We start from the raw sequence: 19217 nt of genomic DNA, 5'->3' as shown, positions 1-19217 counted from the left end.
CCCAGCAGTCGTGGCAACAGCCCTCGCCGCAGGCCGGTCCCTACGGCCCGTACGGCGGCCAGGGGGGTCAGGGTCCCTACGGCGGCCAACCCCCCCCCCCCCCCCCCCCCCCCCCCCCCGGGCGGGGGGGCGGGGGGGCGGGCCCCGCCCCCCCCCCGACCGGTCAGGACATCATTCGGATCCGGATATCCTGCGCCACATCATCTGGCCGAAGTCCTCGGCATCCTCTTCGGTTCCGGTGTCCCCGAAGCCGGCCATGCGGTATTGGTGGTACGTCTCGTGGAAGAATGTCACCACGGCTTCCTTGATGCTCCGCAGGCCCTTGTTTGAGATCTCGATGATCGGCAGACCGTTCCGGCCGAGATGGGGGCGGTCGCTGTACTTGGGTGCAGGGCCCAAAGAGTGCGGGCTGTTCCCCTCGGCCAGGCCACCCGTGTTCTGATCGATGATCCGCTCTTTGTGAACGACATCGTACTTGTCCCACTCGGAGGGGTAACCCGCCCGGGCCAGCGTCTCCTTGAGCCTGCCGAGGCTCACCACCGGTCCCTGCGGGTACTCGTTCGGCTTCTTGTCCGGCTTGCTGCGATAGGCGTTGCCCTGCTTCGGCTCAGACCCCGGGCTCGGCTCGTCCCCGCTCCGGGCGCCGGATTTCCCGCTGCCCCCCGGCTCCTTGCCGCCCTTGCCGGTGCCGGATTTCGGCGTCGACGGCGCGTCGCCGGCCTTGGGCGTGGTGGGCGCCGGGTCGGCCGGGGTGGTGGTAGGCAGGTCGCCGGAGAGGAGTCCCTTGACCGCCCCTACGAGGTCCTCGCCCTCCGACATGGCGGCCTTGACCGCCTTGACGGCCTTGATTCCGCCGCTGACCGCCTTGTAGGCGCCGTAGCCGTCGGCGGCGAAGGTGCCGACCACGCCGGTCCACTGGCCGGCGACGTAGGAGGTCGAGCCGGTGTCGACGCCGAAGAGGTTGCCCAGCGGGTGGTCGTCGACGTAACCGGTGTGGCCGAGCTGGAACGGGGTCTCGTTCGAGTACCCGGTCCAGCCGTTGAAATACTGGTTGTCGCCGTTGACGATGCCGGCGAACCCGTTCCACCCGTCGGAGAGGGTGTTGACGCTCCACTGCCACGGGTCGCCGACGACGCTGTCGCCCACACCGCAGAAGAAGCTGCCGACCGCGCCGCCCCAGTCCGAGTACCAGGCCAGGCCGTTGGGGTCGCTACCGGAGACAGGGTTTCCGGCCGCGTAGCCGTAGCCGCCCATCTGGTTCGGGTCGTCGTTCTCGAAGACCGGGTCGACCGACAGGAAGCGGCCGTTGACCGGGTCGTAGTTCCGTGCTCCGAGGAGGCTCAGGCCGGAGTTGGCGTCGGCGGGCTTGCCCAGGTAGCCGTGGTTGTCGGCCCACCCGGTCGGAACGGCGCCGCGCGGGTTGCCGTAGGGGTCGAAGGCGCGCCGGGTGATGGCCAGCGTGCTGCCGTCCACCTGGAGCTGGGCAGTGCCCTGCGGGGTGGTCGGCTGGTAGCTGATGCCGCCCTTGCTGGAGCGGACCGTCATGGTGCCGTCCGGAGAGCAGTAGTAGCGCAGTCCGGTCACGGTCTTGGTGGCGGTGTCGAGGCTGAGCTGCTCGTTGCCGCCGAAGAGGTAGAGCGTGTTGCCGCCCGGGCCGCGCTGGATCAGCAACTGGCCATCGGCGTCGTAGAGGTAGCCGGTCTTCTTGCCGTCGGTGGTGGTGGCGGAGGTCAGGCCCTCGTCGTTGTACTCGATCCCCTGACTCCCCGGTCGGGCTCCGGTGGTGGTCCGGGTCTTGGTGTTGCCCGCGTCGTCGTACTCCGGGGTCAATACGGAGGTGCCGGTGGTGGGGTTGCGGGTGGTGACGGTGGAGACCGCGTTTGGCCGCTTGGCGGGAGTTGTGCCGGCGCCCGGGTAGGCGAGCGTCTGGGTGGTGTCCTTGGCCGTGTTGCCGGTGACGTCGTGCGCGACCTGCTGGGTGCGGTCACCGAGCTGGTTGAACTGCCAGTCCGTCCAGTACGGGGCCGGTCCGCCGACGGTCGAGGGGGACGGGGCCGACGTGGCGCATCGGGCGAGCTGGCCCGCGGTGGCCTGGGTGAGGCCCTTGGTGTCCGTCCAGGCCGTGGTCAACCGGTCCTGCGCGTCGTAGGCGAAGCACTGGGTATCGGCGGACCGGTCTGCGCCGCCGCTGGAGCGGACGTCGGAGACCGCGGTGATGTTGCCGGCCTGGTCGTAGCCGTAGGTGGTGTCCGAGATCGGGTTGGCTGTGTTGGTCTGGAGGGTGACCCGGTTGGTGGCCAGTCGCCCGGTCGCCTGGTCGTAGGTCTGCGCGGTACGCAGCTGCTTGGACGGGGTGCCGACGGTGGTCTGGAGGACTTCTCCGAGCGGGCTGTAGTTGACCGTGGCGACATACGGCCGGCTGGGCGAGCCCATGCTGACCAGGCCGCCTTCGAGGTTGTAGCCGTAGCCGACGGTCTCGGCCGGCAGTCCGCCGTCGGCGCCGTACGTGGTGGCCGCCAGCAGGCCGACGTTGTCGGTGTTTTGCGGCTTTCCCGTCGAGGTTCAGCCGGTGCTCGCCTTCGTCGCGGTGGCGCGGCTTCAGGTCGTGCCGTCACTCTGGGACGTGCGTGTCCTTCAGGAGCGCGACATAGCTGCGCTCAAGCACCTCAAGGCTGACTGGCGACCGGACAAGGTCGAGGCGGTGTATGAGGCGGCGCGTGATCGCCGTACGTGGATTCGCTCTTGACGGTTGGCCGGGTTACAGCCAACTTTCGCGGAATGTGGCCTGTTCACGTCATTACCCGCCGGTCCCTGTTGAGGGCGCCGCTTCTCTCCCGCATCCTGGAAGGCTTTCTGTCGAGCCATGATCTGGGGGGATAGATGTCTCTTCACTCTGCACTCCGTGCGAATGATCCAGAGTCGGTCCACCGAACGCGCCAACTCATCGAATACATGCGCGAAATTGTTCGCGGGTCGTACAAGCCGGTGCGGGACTGGCAGAAATATCCGGAGGTTCTCTGGCTCTCCGGGCTGCCGGACGACAAGCTCCGGCAACGCCCCGACAGCGACCGGACGCTGCTCAAGGTGGCCCACCGCCCGCCGCGCCCGGCTCCTGTCCTGCCCGAGGTGCTGGCGGGGTGGGTCGATCCCGAGGCCGCCGCCACCGCGACGCCAGAAGCCCCGCCGCTGGCCGAGTCGGGACCGGGCCAGGGCTGGCAGGAGGACGAGAACGGAGACCTGTTCGAGGTCTTCGAGATCCGCCGGGAGGACGCGCACGACGTGCTGCGCGCCTACGGGCGATGGCTCGACGCGTGGCGCAAGTGGTCGGAAAAAGAGCGTGTCGACCGGCCCTACCGGGAACTCCATCAGCAGCTGTACCGAATGGCGACCAGGGTTCAGCAGGACGGCGAGGAATACGAGGCGGTACTGGGTGCCGGATTCCTGACCATCGGGGCCGCACGTCCGTCCGCGCGTATCGCTCGGCACATTCTGACGGCGCCGCTGGTTCTCACTGTGAATTCGGCGGACATGTCCATCACCGTCGCAGTCGCACCCGGAGATCCCGCGCGGCTGGAAGACGGCGAGTTCCTCGGCGCTGACGAGGGCTACAGCACCCGTCTGCTGAGCCCGCTGCGGGACCGTGTCGACGCGGACGGATTCCATCCGTTGTCCCGTGACTGCCAGGACGTGCTCGCCGACTGGTCGGAGAGGGCGTTCGGCACCGATCGCGCGGCGGCGTTCCACCGTGGCTGGGGCCGCCCGTCCGCCGACCCGATGCTGCCGGTGCCCACGCTCGGGTTCGCGCCGGCGATCATTCTCCGCCAGCGGGGCCAGGGCGCCCTCGTGAACTTCTACGACGGCATAGCGAACCGCCTCGCCCAGCCCGGTGCCGTCGCTCCCCTGGGTCTTGCGCAGTTGCTGTACCAGCTGGAAGCGGAGGACCGCAGGCTGTGGGGTACGGCGGGGGGTCCTGACGTGCCGCCCGCGCTCGGCCCCGACCCGCTGTTCCCGCTGCTGTCGAACGAAGCCCAGCGGGATGTACTGAGGCGCCTTCAGACCGATACGGGCGTCGTCGTCCAGGGACCGCCCGGCACCGGAAAGACGCACACCATCGCCAACCTGGTTTGTGCCTTGCTGGCAGACGGCAAGCGGGTGCTCGTGACGAGCGAGAAGGGCCAGGCGCTGAAGGTCCTCCGGCAGCAACTGCCGGCCGAACTGCGCAGCCTTTGTGTCCTCCAGGGCGACCGGCGCCAGGACGGCAGCGACGACCTGGAACAATCCGTGCGCGCGCTCTCCCAGCTCAGTGCCACCCAGTCGAAGGAGCGTCTCGACGCGAGGATCAAGAGCCATGAGGCGCTGCGCTCGGAACTGTTGGACACCCGCGCGCGGCTCCGTGACGAACTCCGCGCTGTTCGTGAGGCGGAGTGGTACGAACACCCCGACGTGGCACCCGGTTACCGGGGGCGGCTCGCGGAGATCGTGGAGACCGTCACTGCCGGTGCACCGAAGTACGACTGGATGCCCACCCTGCCCGCCTCGGCACCCCGAGAACCTTCGCTGAGTCAGGACGAGGCACAGCGTCTGCTGGGGCTGGTGTCCCGGCACGGAGCCGGAGTGCTGGACGAGCATGCCGCCCGTTGCCCAGACCCCGCGGACTTCGTCGCCCCCGTGCTGTTCGAAGAGGCGGTCAACGCCCTGGACGTCGCTCTGCGTGCCTGTACCGGACCGTCGTCCGACCCGCTCGCCCTCGAACTCGCCGCTCAGGGAAGCGAGTTGATCACGACGCTGGTCGAGCTGCTGGACGCGGCGGAACACGCGCTGCAGAGCGAGGGCCTGCCGGGGGACCCGGCCGCTTGGCCGCCCGAGGAGTGGACCACAACTGCCTTGCAGGACGGGATGGCAGGCCGGCGACAGCAGTTGTGGGAGGGGGTACGCCACTCGTCCGCCCGTGCCTCAGATGTGCAGAGCGTGCTTCAGCACCTGCCCTTCGCCGTGCTCGACGTACCCGATGTGGCGCTTGCCGAAGAAGCGCGTCTGATCGCCGCTGGCAAGGACCTCGAACAGTACCTGCGCGGTGGCGGAAAGCTGCGCAAGCTGGCTCCGAAGTCGGTGCAGAAGGAAGCCGAAGTCCTTTTGCGGGACTGCCGGGTGGACGGGCGGCAGCCCAGCACGCCGGAGGAGATCTCCGCTCTGGTGGCCCATCTGGCGGCTCGCCAGTGCGTCCGGCAGCTGAACGAGCGCTGGCAGAGCGTTGGCGTGCCGGGGGCCGAGGGCTCCACGGAGGTGGCTCTGTCGCAGCTGCTGGACCGGGTGCCGACGCTCCGCGCGGTCGACGGGTTCACCCACTCCGTGCGTGAGCTGCACGACGTCCTGCTCAAGGCCCGGATCAAGGCCACCGTACGCACGGCACAGCAGTGGGACGACGTCCGTACGTCGGCGAACGGTGCGGAACAACTGCTCCGCGCCCGTGCGGTGGAGGAGAGGCTGCGTTCCATCGCCGAGCAGCTGCCGCGGCCCGATGCCCGCGGAGTGGCCGAACTGGCGGAGGTGCACCGGGCCGTCACCTTCCGAGATCCGCGGGCGTACACGTCCGCGATCGACGCGCTGACCGAGGCCTTCCACCGGGAGGCCGATCGCCGTCAGGCTCGCAAACTCCTGGACCGGTTGTCCGAGGACCATCCCGAACTGGCCCGGCGTTTCGCCGAGTCCCCGGCCGAGACGGCTTGGGAGACCCGCCTCATGGACCTGGACGGAGCCTGGGCGTGGCGGCGAGCGCGCACCTTCCAGGACACGGTGCTGGCACCTGGCAGGGAAGCCAAGCTGGAAGGAGAACTGCAGGCAGCCGAGACGCAGTTGGGGAGGACCGTAACCCAACTGGCTGCCGACCGGGCGCTGTACCACTGCCTGGACCGGATGACGGCCGGACAGAAACAGGCACTCAGCGCCTACGCGTCGGCCACGGCGAACGCGGGCAGGGGCATGACGGCACTCGGGAAGCGGCACCTAAAGGCCGCCCGCTCCGCGATGCGTGACGCGCGTGCCGCGGTCCCGGCATGGGTCATGCCGATCAAGCAGGTGGCCGAAATGATCGATCCCGAGCCGGACGCCTTCGACGTCGTCATCGTGGACGAGGCGAGCCAGGTCGGTCTGGACGGGCTGATGCTGCTGTGGCTTGCCCCGAGGATCATCGTCGTGGGCGACGACAAGCAGTGTGTCCCGTTCTACACGGGCGGCAAGCACGAGCGGCTCAACGAACTCCTCGACTCGCTCCTGCCCCATCTCACCGACTGGCAGCGGGACGGGCTCAGCCCCAAGTCCAACCTCTACGACCTGCTGTCGGCGCGCTTCAGCGAGACGATCCGGCTCACCGAGCACTTCCGGTGCATGCCGGAGATCATCAAGTGGTCCTCCGCCCAGTTCTATCCCGACAACGAACTCGTGCCGCTGCGCCAGTACGGAGCGGACCGGCTGCGGCCCCTCGAAGTCGTCCATGTCCAGGAAGGCCACTGCGAGGGACGGCGAGAGACTCTGGTCAACCGGCCCGAGGCCGAACGCATCGTCGCCAAGCTGCTGGAACTCGCGGAGGACGAGGCGTACGCGAAACGGAGTTTCGGAGTCATCGTGCTCCGTTCCGGACTCCAGACAAGGCTGTTGGAGAACCTCATCGACACGCGGATCGACTCCCCGATCCGGGACCGGCACAACATCCGTGTCGGCACGGCCGAACAGTTCCAGGGAGACGAACGGGACGTCATCCTGCTCTCGCTGGTCGTCGACGCCGACAACATACGGCTCGTGAACGGCCCAGGTGACGGGCGGCGGTTCAACGTGGCCGCCAGCCGGGCCAGGGACCAGATGTGGCTGTTCACCTCCGCTACACCGGATCAGCTGAACAGCAGGGACTTGCGCCACTCCCTGCTCACCTACATGCAGGCGCCGCCGGAACTCCAAGGCACCTCTCCCGGCCTGTCCGCCGTCTCGTCCGACGAGCCGTGCGATCCGTTCGAGTCCCTCTTTGAGCAGCGGGTCTTCCGCAGGATCAAGGAACGCGGCTACCACGTCGTCCCCCAGTGGAAGGTCAGTGGCAAACGCATCGACCTCGTCGTCGTCGGAGAGACGGGCCGCCTCGCCGTGGAGTGCGACGGCAGTCCGTATCACTCCACGCCCGACCAGATCCGCGAGGACTACGAGCGGGAGCGCGAACTGCGCCGGGCCGGCTGGCAGTTCTGGCGCATACGCAGCAGCGAGTTCGCCCTGTCCCCGGAGGATTCGCTGACCCCGCTGTGGAAGCGCCTCGACGCTCTCGGCATCCGGCCCGGAGTCACCGAGGAGGTCCAGGGTGATGCGGGAAGCAGCTGGGCCCCGGTCGAGATGGATGAGGCCGACCCCACCACCGACGAACTCGACGCGATGCCCGATGAGGATGCGTCCGTGTCTCTCGAAGGAGCCTGAAGTGACCGAAATCTTCGACGACAGCACACTGACCGAGATCGCCCACCTGATCTGCGGGGACGAGCCGCCGCTGCTCTACCGGAAGGGCTACCAGATAGCCGAGTTCTTCCAGCGCGCGGGCTGGGACGACGTTCCGGAGTATGCCGGCACACCGAGGCACAAGTGGGCCAAGGACCTCCTGAAGGAGCGTCAGGAGGACGGCACGGACGAGACCGAGCGCGCCATCCTGCGCCTGGCGAACCGCCTTGAGTACTACAACCAGCAGCAGGAGTACCAGGCCACGCTGAAGCGGCTCAACGAGATACTCGTGCTCGACGGACGCCGCATCGGCGAGGAGGGAGGCCAACTGGTCCTGGTCCGCTGCGAAGCAGGATTCGAGGACGAAGTACGACAGCTGGCGCGTGTCGAGCTGAAGGTCTCCGTGACAGAGGTCGTGAGCGACCCGGAACTCGCCGCCACCGTGCAACTCCGGCTGGACGAGGCACGCACCTGCTACGAGCACGGCGCCTACACGTCGGCGGTCATCATGCTGGGCAGTCTTCTGGAGGGCGTACTCGCGCATGCCGCGCAGGTCCGCGCCGCGGGCGTACGCATGCCCAAGCCGTTGGGGAAAATGGGGCTGAACGACTTCGTGGAGTTCGCGTACGAGAACAAATGGATCGAGCACGACGCCAAGCTGGCCTCGGAGCTTGTCCGGCACTACAGGAATCTCGTCCATCCCCTGGCGGAGAAACGGACCGGACACGTACCGAACCGCGACACGCTCGATATGTGCTGGCCGGTGGTGAACGCCACGCTGAACGATCTCGCGGCGACGGCAGCAGCGCCTCCCGCTCCGCCTACTCCGCGTGCCCCCGCAGAGCGAGGTCGTGGTCGCAATCCCAATGCCTCCCCACAACGCCCAACACCGGCCTCTGTCGCTCGTCGCCATCCGGGTGGTGGAACGACAGCGGGCGCATGAACCGGGGGTGCGCTCGATCCAGCGTGGGCGGAGAAAGCGCGGAGTGGCTGACGGTGCCTCCTCCGCCCGCGCAGAACATAGAACACTGAGACTGAAGGCGGGTTACGTCGAGGCGTCCTCAGTGCTCGTGCTCTTCCTTACGAGTTGGCGCGTGATAGCGGGTGAGGCGTGTTTGGCCTGGTCGTGGCCTGTTTTCAGGTAATGGTGGGGTCGGAGACGAGGCCGGCGATCGCGCGGTAGGTGTCGGGGAGGCGGTCGCGGCGGTGGGTCCAGCGCGTCAGTTGCTTCCAGCGTTTGTGAGACCCGGCCGGGACCGAGTCCTCTCGCTTGCGATCCTCATGCTGGACGCACATGGTCGTCAGACGGGGGAGTTCTCCACCCTCCTCAACCCGGGCTGCGACCCCGGCCCCGTGCACATCCACGGCCTCACCCCGGCCCGTCTCGCCGGCGCTCCCACCTTCGAGGAGATCGCACCGCAGGTGGGGGCGCTGCTCGGCAAGCGCGTCCTGGTCGCCCACAACGCGCAGTTCGACTACGACTTCCTGGCCCACGAGTTCGCCCACGTCCGTTCCTGGGTGCCGGTCAGCAGACGGCTGTGCACGCTGGCCCTCAACCGCCTGGTCGGGCCCGCGACGCCCGATCTCAAGCTGGGCACGCTCGCCGCGCACTACGGCGTGCGCCAGGAGAAGGCCCACGACGCGCAGGACGACGTACGGGTGCTCTCCGGCATCCTGCGCGGCTCGCTGAGCGCGGCCGAGCGCCTGGGCCTGTCCCTGCCGCTCCTGGACTGCCCGCCCCGCCAGAACTACAAGCCGTACGTCCCCAAGACACCCTGCGCGTACCGCAATCCGGGCCCTCTGGAACCGGGCGGACTCCTGGTACAGGGCATGAAGGTCGCCATCACCGGGGACACCAAGGTCTCCCGTGAAGAGTTGGTCGCCCGCTCGGTGGCGGCCGGGCTGAACATGATGACCTCGGTCAGCGGTCAGACCAGCGTCGTCGTCACCAACGATCCCCGTGCCGCATCCGGGAAACTGCGTCGCGCCGCGACCGAGGGTGTCCCGCTCGTGGATGAGCCGGCCTATCTGCGGCTGCTGGAGAGTGTGCAACCTGGCCAGGCCAAGGGCACCGCTCGGCAGCGGCCTGTGGCGGAGACTCCCGTGCGCCCGCCCACTGCACCGCCCGGGTCGACGCCGAGCGTGCCGGCACAGCGGACAGCCCCACCGACCGTATCCGCTGCCGGCGAGGACCAGTCGCTCACCGGGCGCCGAATCCTGGTCGTGGGAGGCACCCACCAAGAGGCCGCAGAGGCACGTGCGCGTGCTGTCGGCCTCGGAGCCTCCGCGGCGGTCAACCTCTCCGCCAACGTGACCGACGTCGTCGTGCTGCCCGGTGGCGCAGCGGACCGGCGCATGACGCGCATCACCGCCCTCGGCCTCCGTGTCCACGAGGCCGACTGGCTCCGCGCACCCACGACCACGCCGATGCCCGCGCCGGCACAGAGCACGGCCGAAAACCGGCCTGGCACGGCAGCGGCACTGGTCAGGGGGGCGGTCATCGACCTGTCCGACACCGGAACGGCCTGGACAGTGGCCGCGACATGGCGTCAGCAGACCGCCTACGACCTGGACGTCGTCGCCTTCGCGGTCGACGCCCACGAACAGGTACGAGGAGACGAGGACTTCGTCTTCTACGGCGCACCCGAACACCCCGACGGCACGCTGCGGCTCGCCACGGACGGTCCGACGGAACAGACCGTCACCGCCGAACTGGAGCGCCTGCCCCTGGAGATCCACCGGATCGTCATCGCCGCTGCGATCGACGGTGCCGCGACCTTCTCCGACGTCGGGGCCGTCGAGATCACCGCCACCTGTGGGATCGGCGCGGCCCCGAAAGCCCAGGCCACCCTCGACGCCGCCACCACCGAGCGCACCATGATCCTCGCCGAGCTCTACCGCCGAGGGGAGGGCTGGCGGCTGCGTGCCGTCGGGCAGGGTTACGACCACGGCCTGGCCGACCTTGCTCGCGGCTACGGCGTCGACGTCGCCGAGTGACCGATTGTCCCCTTCGAGGGCCGGGCCCTGAGGGAGCTATCACCCGTCCGTGTCATTGCAGGGGGCGACGGAGCGGTGTGGGCTGCTCTCATGCATCGCTGGTCCTCTTTGAACGAACGGCAGAGCGCACTACTTGGCTGACTCGCCGAAGATCCCGGAGGCTGGGATCCGGGTGAGTGGCGGTCGGCCTACGCGTTGCGTGACCGGGGACTGTTGACGGTCAGGCGCAGCGGACACGAAGCGCATCTACTGGTCACCGAGGCCGGGACGTTCTATCTCCGGAACGGCCATCACCCGGACCATCCCGCGCGCGGCCAGCGTGCGACAGAGGACGCGCCAGGCGGAAAGTCATCGTCTGGTCCGACTCCGCACAGCGAGCGCCCGGTCGCTTGTGCGCGACGTGCGAGGGCGACCGAACTCGTCGAACGACTTGTGGCCGAAGGGCGCGTGATCGTGAGCGATCCCGATGAGGGCGAGGTCACAGAGTGGCGGCGCGTCATCAACTGTGCCAAGCGGCACGGTCTGGAACCCCAGGGAAAGCGCATCGAGAGGAGGAGCCTTGGCCGGAGCGGACTGGAGATGTACTTGGCGACGCGCCGCAGGACGAGGGGCAGGGCGTGTGCCGAGGTGGTCGACTGATCCAGTGGATCGTCAGGGGTGTGACTGTGCCGCCGGACGGGTGGCGCGGGTCCGTGGCCGTGTGCTGGTCAGCCCCGTTTCCATGGCGGAGAGCAGGGTGAGGGCCGCGTCGAGGTGGGTGGTGTCGTGGCCGGCGGCCGCGGAGACGGCCGCGGCCCATTCCCGGCGGACGAGGGCGTAGTTGGCGCGTCCGCGCTCCGTGGTGTGGACCGTCACCCCGCGGCCGTCACCGGGGTCGGCGCGTCGTTCGACGAGGCCCTTGCGCTCCAGGCCGCCCAGGACGGTGGAGAGATTGGTGCGCTGCAGCCCGGTCGCGGCGGCGATGCGGCTGGGCGGCGCGGCGTGGTCGTGCTGGAGGTGGCGCATCACCATGCCTTCGGACGGCGACAGGGGGATGGCCCGTTCGTCGGTATAGCCGCGGAACTGGATCTCCCGGCTGATGATCAGCACGAGGTCGGCGAGCTCGGCCCACCTCCGGTCCTCGTCCGTTCCGGCCGTCGGGCTCGTCTGATGCGTCTGGTCCTCCGTCACGGCTCCAGGGTACGGGCTTGCCCGTAAGTGGTTATGAGGCCATACTCCTTATGTGCTCATAGTTATGAGCACATAATCTCATCGCTCTCTGGAGCTGTCATGACGACAACCACTACCTCCGGGCGCGCCGCCACGGCGACGCTGTCGCCCCGTTCCGCGGCCCGCGCGGGCGGCCTGCACCCGGTCGGGGTGTTCATCCTGCTGGCGGGCGCCTTCCTGCCGATCATGGACTTCTTCATCACCAACGTGGCGCTGCCCAGCATCGACGCCTCGTTGCACGCCTCGGCGTCGTCGCTGGAGCTGGTGATCGCCGGGTACGGCGTCGCGTACGCGACCCTGCTGGTCCTCGGCGGCCGGTTGGGGGACCGCTACGGTCGCCGCCGGATCTTCCTCGGTGCGCTCGTCGGCTTCGTGCTGGCGTCCCTGGCCTGTGGCCTCGCCCCGGGTGTGGCCACGCTGATCGGGGCCCGCATCGTCCAGGGCGCCACCGCCGCCCTGCTGATCCCGCAGGTGCTGGCGACCTTCCACCATGTCCTCGAAGGGGAGCGCAAGGCCCGTGCGGTGGCCCTGTACGGGGCGACCTCCGGTATCGCCGCCGTCGTGGGACAGCTGGTGGGCGGCCTGTTGGTCGGTGCGGACATCGCCGGTACCTCCTGGCGGCCGATCTTCCTGGTCAACGTGCCCGTCGGCGTGGTGGTGCTGTGCGTGGTGGCGCGGGTCGTGCCCGCCACCCGCTCGCACCACCCGGTCGGCATCGACCTGCCCGGCACCGTGCTGTTCGCCGCCACCCTGACCGCCCTGCTGGTCCCGCTGACCGAGGGCCACTCGCTGGGCTGGCCGTGGTGGACCTGGCTGCTGATCGCCGTCGCGGTCGTCCTCGGCGCGGCCACCTACGCCGTGGAGAAGCGCACCGAGCGGCGCGGCGAGGTCCCGCTGCTGCCGCCGTCGCTGCTGCGCCTGCCGTCGATGTCCCGCGGCCTGGCGATGGTGTTCGCCTTCAGCATCGGCTTCGGCGCGTTCATGTTCGTCTTCGCCCTCACCGTCCAGAACGGCCTGCACGCCGACGCCCTGCACGGCGGCCTGGCCATCCTGCCGATGGCCCTGCTGTTCTTCGCCGGTTCCCTGCTCGCCCCGCGTCTGCTCACCCGGTTCGGCAGGGCCGCGCTGTCCGCCGGCGCCGTCGTCCAACTCGCGGGGCTGGTCTCACTGGTGGCGCTCCTGCTGGTGAAGTGGCCGCACGTCAGCCTGTGGGCCATGGCACTGCCGCTCGCCCTCGTCGGTGCTGGTCAGTCGATGCTGTTCGCCGGCCTGTTCCGCAGTGTCCTCGCCGACGTCCCCACCCACCTCGGCGGCATCGGCAGCGGCGTGCTGATCACCCTGCAGCAGAGCGGCCTGGCCCTCGGCGTGGCCACGCTCGGCACCCTCTATCTGACCCTGGCACCGCACGGCGTCCAGCACGCCTTCGCCGGTGTCGAGTACGTGCAGATGGGCATCGTTGCCCTGCTCGCGGTCGGTGCGGCCGCCCTGCCGCGCTTCTCCCCGGCCGCGGCGTCCGCCACCCCCGTCGTCGACGCCTGAGGCCGGGCATCTCGGAAGGGACCAGTGATGAGTCTTCTCGACTTGTCGCGATGGCAGTTCGCCATCACCGTCATGTTCCACATGACCTTCCCGGCGATCACCGTCGGCCTGTCGATCTTTCTGTCGGTCGTCCACGGCCTGTACTGGCGTACCGGCAAAGCGGTCTACCTGCAGATGTTCCGGTTCTGGCGGCGCATCTTCGCCGTCGGCTTCGCGATCGGCGTGGTCGCCGGAGCCGTCATCACCTTCCAGATGGGCCTGAACTGGGGGGTGTACGGGGCCAGAACCGGCCCGGTCATCGGTCCGATCATCGGCATGGAGGTTGTCACGGCCTTCTTCGTCGAGGCGGGGTTCATCGGCGTCCTGCTCTACGGCGAGGGGCGGGTGCGCAACGGCACCGTGTTCCTGTCCACCGTCATGGTGGCACTGGGCACCGTCCTGTCGTCGACGTGGATCATCGCGGCGAACTCATGGATGCAGACCCCGGCCGGCTACCAGGTCGTACACGGCCGGTTCGAGCCCACGGACTGGATGCGGGTGATCTTCAACCCGTCCTTCCTCTGGCGCTGGCCGCACATGCTGGCGGCGGTGCTCATCTCGGCCGCTTTCTTCGTCGCCGGGATCTCGGCCTGGTATCTGGTGAAGGGGCGCGCGAAGGGCTTCGCCCGCCGCTCGATGTCGATCGCTCTCGGCGTCGCCGCGCTGCTGATGCCGGTCCAGCTCTACCTGGGGGACAACGTCGCCGGACACCAACTTCCGCACCAGCTGTCCAAGTTGGAGGCGATCGAGGGCAACTGGGGCAACGGCGACACCGGGTTCGTGCTGTTCGCGATCCCCGACCAGCAGGCCGCGCGCAACATCGCCGAACTCGGCATCCCGTGCCTCGGCAGCTATATCGCCAAGGACCTCACCTGCGGGACGGCCATGCCCGGTCTGAAGCTCACCCCGGCAGCCGACCGGCCGGACATGGCCGCGACCTTCTGGGGCTTCCGCGTCATGTTCCTGGCCGCAGTGCTGATGTTCGGCACCGTGTTCGCCGCCACCGTCCTGCGCATCCGCAACCGCCTGTGGACGGCGAGACGCTTCCACAGGTTCGTCCTGTGGACCACGCCGGCGGGCATCCTGGCCATCCTCGGCGGCTGGGTCACCGCCGAAGCGGGACGTCAGCCATGGATCGTCTTCGGCCGCCTGCGCACCTCGGACGCGGTCTCCCACCTGGCGCCCGGCGAGGTCCTGTTCTCGGTGATCGGCTTCTCCGCGCTCTATCTGTTCATGCTGGCGGCGTACGTCGCCTACATCGTGCGCACCCTGCGCATCGGCCCTGAACGCGACGACCCTCGAAACGAACCCTCACCGCAGGACGGTCCCGTTCCGGTCGCCGAACTGCCCACACCGCTCGCCCCGAGGGAGGTGGCGGCGCGATGACCACCACTCTCTGGTCGCTGACCGTCCTGCTGTGCCTGGTGATGTACGTCGTACTCGACGGGTACGACCTCGGCATCGGCGTGGCCACCCTCTTCGAACGCGACCCCGCCCACCGGCGGCACCTGCTGGAATCCGTCGCGGTGGCGTGGGACGGCAACGAGACCTGGCTCATCCTCCTCGGCGTCGCGCTGTGGGCCGGCTTCCCGCTCGCCTTCGGCACCCTCCTGCCGCACGCCTACCTGCCGATGACGCTGATGCTCTTCTCCCTCGTCGTGCGCGGCGTCGCCGTGGAGATGGCCTCCCAGGCACCGCCGGCACCCCGCTGGACGACCGCCTTCGGCGTGGCCTCTCTGCTGGCCGCGTTCGGTCAGGGCTTCGCCCTGGGCACCTTGACGTCGGCCGTGCACCTGCGCGGGGACACCGTCACCGGGCCGGCCTTCGGCGCCTTCAGCTGGTTCTGCGCGCTGTCGGGGGCCGCCGTCACGGCCGGGTACACCGCCCTGGGCTACGCCTACACCAGGCTCAAGTCGGCCGGGCTCCTGCGGGAGTCGGCGGCCCGACGCGGTGCGGTGGCCACGGCGGTCGCGGGAGTGCTGCTGGCCGCCGTCCTCTTCGCCCTCGACACCACCGACGCACCCCTCGACCTGCGTACCCCGGCACGCGCGTTCGCGTTCGCCGGTCTGCTGCTCTTCGCCGCCGGAGGTGGCGCCACCGCACTGGCCGCGTTCCTGCGCAAGCAGCGGTCGACGGCGGCGGACGCCCTGCCGCTCGGCGGACTCGTGACCGCCACGGTGTCCGCGCTGCTCGCCCTGGTCGTGGCCCGCTACCCGGTGGTCGTGCCCCCGGACCTCACCGTCGGCAGTACGGCCGGGCCCCACACCACCATGGTCTTCGTCCTGGTCGGCATCGGACTGAACATCCCGCTGGTGCTGGCCTACAACGTCTTCGCCCACCGGGCCTTCGCCGGGAACTCCCACGCCGGGGAACCTCCGGCTCTCGTCACAGGAGCACGCTCATGACCATCCGAAACCCCGGTGGTACGGCGCCCCCGCCCGCGCCGGTCCGTGTCCTGCTGCGCGTACTCGCCGCGGTCGTCTGGACCGTGCTGGGCCTGTTCGCCTACTTCGTGTGCCAAGGGATGTTCGGCGGCTACCGGGAGATCCACTCCGGGCTGCTGACCACCCTGGGCATGGTCGCCATCGCGGTCACCGGCGGTATCGCGTGGATCGTCGACGAACGGCGCCCTCATGGCGACGAGTGAGACGAAGGGGCCGGACGGCGGCGAGTGGCTCACCGTGTGTGCCGCGCCCGGACGGCACCTGTTCGACCTGTCCGGTGCCCTCCTGACGTTGGAGGCACTGTTCACGATCACCCGCTGGGGCGCCCTGGCGTGGCTGGCCCAAGGGGTACTTCGAGGGCGAGCCGTACAACAGCAGCAGGCCCTCGTGGCCTTCGCCGTCGCGGGCACCTTGGCCGCGGTCGCCGCCTGGGCGGCCGGCGGCCTCGCCGACCGGGGCGCGCGTGCCGTCGCCACCGGGGTGCGGCAGCGGCTGACGGGCGCCCTGCTGCCGACCGCCGCTCGGACCGGCGACGTCGGCCCGGCCGACGCCGCGTGGGCGATGGTCGAGCTGGCCGACGACATCGCCGACCACCACGCCCGGACCGCACCGCTGCGCCGGTCGGCCCCGCTGTCCATGCTCGCCGTCCTGGCGGTCACCGCCGCGGTGCACTGGCCGGCCGCGGTCGTGCTCGTCCTGACGACCGCGCTGCTGCCCCTGAACATGCGCCTGGCCGGGCTGTTCGCGCAGGCCGGCGCGGACCGGCAACTGGCCGCGACCCAGCACCTGAACGCCGTGGTTCTCGACAGCTTCCGCGGTATCAGGACCCTGCGCGAACTCGGTGCCGTCGGCCGGCGCGGCCGGACTCTGGGCACGGCGGCCGAGAGCCTGAACAAGGCGACGATGAGCGTGCTGCGCCGTGCCTTCCTGTCCGGGATGGTCATGGACGTCGTCATCACGTTCTCCATCGCGGTCAACGCCACCTACATCGGGCTGTCCCTGCTCGGTTACGTCCAGGTACCGCACGCCCCACGACTCACCCTGTTCTCCGGGCTGCTGGTGCTGCTCGTCTGTCCGATGTACTTCGCCCCGATGCGGGCGCGGGCCGCCGCCTTCCACAGCCGGGAACGCGCCGCGACCGCGGCCGCCGCGATCCGCGACATGGTGCGGGCCACTCCGGTCGAGACCCACCGGGCACCCCGCCCGGGACCGACGGAGTCCATCGGGGTGTCCCTGACAGCTGTCCGGTTCCGCCACAGCGGCGCCGACCATGACACCGTCACCGCCGACACCCGCTTCGCCCCCGGCACCTGGACAGCGATCACCGGTGCCTCCGGTTCCGGCAAGAGCACGCTGCTGTCCCTGGTCGCAGGTCTGCGCGCCCCGTCGGCCGGACAGGTCCGGTGGCACACCCCGTCCGGGTGGCAGGCACCGGTTCTCGGCGGCTGCGCCTGGATCGGGCAGCGGACCGTACTGCTCGACGCGACGGTCCGCGACAACATCCGCCTGGGCCGCCGGGACGCCACCGAGCGGGACATCCGGCGGGCGATCGACGCCGCAGGGCTGAACCCCGTGATCGGACGCCTCCCCGACGGGCTGGACACCAGGCTCGGCGAGGGCGGCCGGGGCGTCTCGACCGGAGAGGCCCGCCGGATCGCCATCGCGCGCGCCTTCCTGCGCGGCGCCCGGCTCTGGCTGCTCGACGAGCCGACCGCCCACCTCGACACGGACAGCGAGCGCGCCGTCGTCGCGGCCCTGCGGCGAGCCACCGAGGACCGCACCGTCATCGTCGCCACCCACTCCGTCCCGCTGGCCGCCGCGGCCGACACCGTGCTCGCCATCGAGGACGGCCGCCTCCTGCCCGACGCAAGGCCGGTGAACGCGTGATGAGCAGCACGAACGTCCCTGGGCGGGGCGCGCGTTCCCGCGCGGCCGCCGGGCTCGCGCTCGCCGTCGTCGCCGAACTGTCCGCCACCGGACTGCTCGGCCTGTCGGGCTGGTTCATCAGCGCCTGTGCCGTCGCCGGCGCGGCCGCCTTCAGCTCGTTCTCCTACATCGCCCCCAGCGGTGGGGTACGGGCCTTCGCCGTGGCCCGTATCGGAGGCACCTACGGCGGACGGCTGGTACTGCACGCGGCCGCACTGCGCCGCGTGGCGGCCGCCCGTGCCGGTCTCTTCGACCGGGCGGCGACCTCCGACCGGGAACAGCTCGACCGGCTGTGGTCCGGCGAGCTGCTCGATCGCACCATGGCCGACACCGAGAGCACCGGGGTGGCGCTGATCGAGTCCACGGCGCCGGTCCCCGTCACCGCCGCGATGACCCTCGGCGCCGCCCTCGCCGTGGCACTTGCCACGTCCATCACACCGGCGGCCGTACTCGCAGCCGGAGTCGTGATCATGACGGTCGTCGCCCATCGTCCCCCCGGCACGGCAGGCGGAGCCGAAGCGAGGCTCCGCAAGGAGCTGCGCGCCGAACTCGTCACGGCCGTCGACGCATGGCCGGAGATGGCCTCGCTGGGCGCCGCCGAACAGCTCGCAATCCGTACGACGGCGAAGTTCACGCGTCTCGACGCCGCGCGGGCAGCGGCCGGGCGGCGCAGACTGCGTACCGGGCTGGCGATCGCTCTGGTCGGCGCGACCACCTTGACCGCCGTCACCGCTCCCGGGATCGGCAGCGCACCGGATCCCGCCACGTTCGTGTTCGTCGCCCTGCTGGCGCTGGGCGTGCTGGCCCAGGCCGAACAGTTGGGGAGCGCCGCCGAAGCCCGGGGCACCGCGGCGGCCGCACACCGCAGGCTCACGGCGAGCACGCGGCCGGACACCGCAGACGTGCCCACCGCCGCGCCGCCGATACGGTCCTGGTCCACCGGCGAGGGCATCGGCTTCGCCGACTACGCCCTCCCGCCGATGCCCTCGCGACCGGGCCGGGTGCTCGGTGCGATCGTCCGCCGCGGCACGATGCTCGTCGTCACGGGCCGTTCCGGCAGCGGCAAGAGCACTCTCCTGCACGCCCTCGCCGCGTCGCTGCGACAGCCGGCCGACGGCGATGACAGCCGTCCCGCGGTGGTCGCCGTCGCTGCCGACGACTACCTCTTCACCGGCACCCTCGGATCCAACTGGCGCCTCGCCGACCCGGCCCTGACCGACGACGAGATCGACCGACGCCTCGCCGAACTGCGCCTGACCGACAACGGACTGACCGCCGCCACCCCCGTCGGCCCCGGCGGAAGGCAGGTCTCGGGCGGCGAACTCCGCCGGATCTGCCTGGGGAGAGCCCTCGCCCGCCACCCTCACGTCCTGATCGTCGACGAACCAGCCACCGGCCTGGACGACCACACCGCCCGGCACGTTCTCGGCATCCTCGCGGGCCTGCGCGACACCGCCGTCGTCATCGCCCTGCACCACATGCCGTCCAGCCTCGCGGGCGCCGGTCAGGTCGTGGAGCTGCCGCTGGACGCACGGGAACCGCCCGGCATCCGGAGCTGACGTCAGACCGCGAAGACGCTCGCAGACGAACCGT

At 70.0% G+C, this 19217-nt stretch carries 11 protein-coding genes and 2 pseudogenes; 10 read left to right on the top strand and 3 right to left on the bottom strand.

The features are described from left to right. Positions 1 to 171 precede the first annotated feature (171 nt). A complete protein-coding gene (locus tag ACFWPQ_RS35570; RefSeq protein ID WP_384044151.1) occupies positions 172 to 2433 on the bottom strand; it encodes an RHS repeat-associated core domain-containing protein in 2262 nt (753 codons plus the stop codon). Between the two features lie 73 nt (positions 2434 to 2506). On the opposite strand from ACFWPQ_RS35570, the gene ACFWPQ_RS35565 reads away from it, so the two are divergent. From ACFWPQ_RS35565 to ACFWPQ_RS35555, 3 genes are all read left to right on the top strand, one after another. Further along, positions 2507 to 2746, top strand: a complete 240-nt coding sequence (locus ACFWPQ_RS35565) for a hypothetical protein (RefSeq protein WP_384044148.1) — start codon at positions 2507 to 2509, stop codon at positions 2744 to 2746. Positions 2747 to 2952: 206 nt separating this feature from the next. Continuing rightward, entirely contained in the window at positions 2953 to 7452 is a 4500-nt protein-coding gene (locus ACFWPQ_RS35560) for an AAA domain-containing protein (RefSeq protein ID WP_384044145.1), read from the top strand. A gap of 1 nt (position 7453) precedes the next feature. After that, on the top strand, positions 7454 to 8413 hold the full coding sequence (locus ACFWPQ_RS35555; protein WP_384044142.1) for a hypothetical protein: 960 nt from the start codon (positions 7454 to 7456) through the stop codon (positions 8411 to 8413). Positions 8414 to 8607: 194 nt separating this feature from the next. Here the strand turns inward: ACFWPQ_RS35555 and ACFWPQ_RS35550 are convergent. Beyond that, a pseudogene (locus ACFWPQ_RS35550) lies at positions 8608 to 8712 on the bottom strand (transposase); the annotation flags it as partial. On the opposite strand from ACFWPQ_RS35550, the pseudogene ACFWPQ_RS35545 reads away from it, so the two are divergent. Continuing rightward, positions 8710 to 10467, top strand: a pseudogene (locus tag ACFWPQ_RS35545) (TerD family protein); the annotation flags it as partial. The pseudogenes ACFWPQ_RS35550 and ACFWPQ_RS35545 overlap by 3 nt on opposite strands. A 651-nt stretch (positions 10468 to 11118) precedes the next feature. Here the strand turns inward: ACFWPQ_RS35545 and ACFWPQ_RS35540 are convergent. Beyond that, positions 11119 to 11637, bottom strand: a complete 519-nt coding sequence (locus ACFWPQ_RS35540) for a MarR family winged helix-turn-helix transcriptional regulator (RefSeq protein ID WP_384044139.1) — start codon at positions 11635 to 11637, stop codon at positions 11119 to 11121. Between the two features lie 99 nt (positions 11638 to 11736). Here ACFWPQ_RS35540 and ACFWPQ_RS35535 point away from each other — a divergent pair, with 99 nt between their 5' ends. Genes ACFWPQ_RS35535 through ACFWPQ_RS35510 form a run of 6 tightly spaced genes read left to right on the top strand, consistent with a single transcriptional unit; the run spans position 11737 to position 19183 of the window. After that, positions 11737 to 13215 carry an MFS transporter gene (locus ACFWPQ_RS35535; RefSeq protein WP_384044136.1) on the top strand — a complete coding sequence of 493 codons (1479 nt, stop codon included), beginning with the start codon at positions 11737 to 11739 and terminating at the stop codon, positions 13213 to 13215. Positions 13216 to 13242: 27 nt separating this feature from the next. Next, complete coding sequence (locus ACFWPQ_RS35530) at positions 13243 to 14640, top strand: cytochrome ubiquinol oxidase subunit I (protein WP_384044133.1); 1398 nt, start codon at positions 13243 to 13245, stop codon at positions 14638 to 14640. Next, the gene (locus tag ACFWPQ_RS35525; RefSeq protein ID WP_384044130.1) at positions 14637 to 15659 is read left to right on the top strand and encodes a cytochrome d ubiquinol oxidase subunit II; all 1023 of its coding nucleotides are present in this window, start codon (positions 14637 to 14639) and stop codon (positions 15657 to 15659) included. Before ACFWPQ_RS35530 ends, ACFWPQ_RS35525 begins: the two co-directional genes overlap by 4 nt. Continuing rightward, positions 15656 to 15901: a hypothetical protein gene (locus ACFWPQ_RS35520; protein WP_384044127.1), complete on the top strand. Its 246-nt coding sequence runs from the start codon at positions 15656 to 15658 to the stop codon at positions 15899 to 15901. The genes ACFWPQ_RS35525 and ACFWPQ_RS35520 overlap by 4 nt, the downstream gene beginning before the upstream one ends. Continuing rightward, a complete protein-coding gene (locus ACFWPQ_RS35515) occupies positions 15888 to 17585 on the top strand; it encodes an ABC transporter ATP-binding protein/permease (RefSeq protein ID WP_384044124.1) in 1698 nt (565 codons plus the stop codon). The genes ACFWPQ_RS35520 and ACFWPQ_RS35515 overlap by 14 nt, the downstream gene beginning before the upstream one ends. Next, entirely contained in the window at positions 17585 to 19183 is a 1599-nt protein-coding gene (locus ACFWPQ_RS35510) for an ATP-binding cassette domain-containing protein (RefSeq protein ID WP_384044121.1), read from the top strand. Before ACFWPQ_RS35515 ends, ACFWPQ_RS35510 begins: the two co-directional genes overlap by 1 nt. The last annotated feature ends 34 nt before the right edge of the window (positions 19184 to 19217 follow it).

It is taken from the genome of Streptomyces sp. NPDC058464, assembly GCF_042721035.1.
GTDB lineage: Bacteria > Actinomycetota > Actinomycetes > Streptomycetales > Streptomycetaceae > Streptomyces.
This window is presented reverse-complemented; position numbering and strand designations above follow the sequence as displayed.

Bases quoted from the DNA above. Each gene is read 5' to 3' on its own strand.
- ACFWPQ_RS35570 (WP_384044151.1), bottom strand. From the start codon at position 2,433: ATGGGCTCGCCCAGCCGGCCGTATGTCGCCACGGTCAACTACAGCCCG.
- ACFWPQ_RS35560 (WP_384044145.1), top strand. From the start codon at position 2,953: ATGCGCGAAATTGTTCGCGGGTCGTACAAGCCGGTGCGGGACTGGCAG.
- ACFWPQ_RS35535 (WP_384044136.1), top strand. From the start codon at position 11,737: ATGACGACAACCACTACCTCCGGGCGCGCCGCCACGGCGACGCTGTCG.
- ACFWPQ_RS35530 (WP_384044133.1), top strand. From the start codon at position 13,243: ATGAGTCTTCTCGACTTGTCGCGATGGCAGTTCGCCATCACCGTCATG.
- ACFWPQ_RS35525 (WP_384044130.1), top strand. From the start codon at position 14,637: ATGACCACCACTCTCTGGTCGCTGACCGTCCTGCTGTGCCTGGTGATG.
- ACFWPQ_RS35520 (WP_384044127.1), top strand. From the start codon at position 15,656: ATGACCATCCGAAACCCCGGTGGTACGGCGCCCCCGCCCGCGCCGGTC.
- ACFWPQ_RS35515 (WP_384044124.1), top strand. From the start codon at position 15,888: ATGGCGACGAGTGAGACGAAGGGGCCGGACGGCGGCGAGTGGCTCACC.
- ACFWPQ_RS35510 (WP_384044121.1), top strand. From the start codon at position 17,585: ATGAGCAGCACGAACGTCCCTGGGCGGGGCGCGCGTTCCCGCGCGGCC.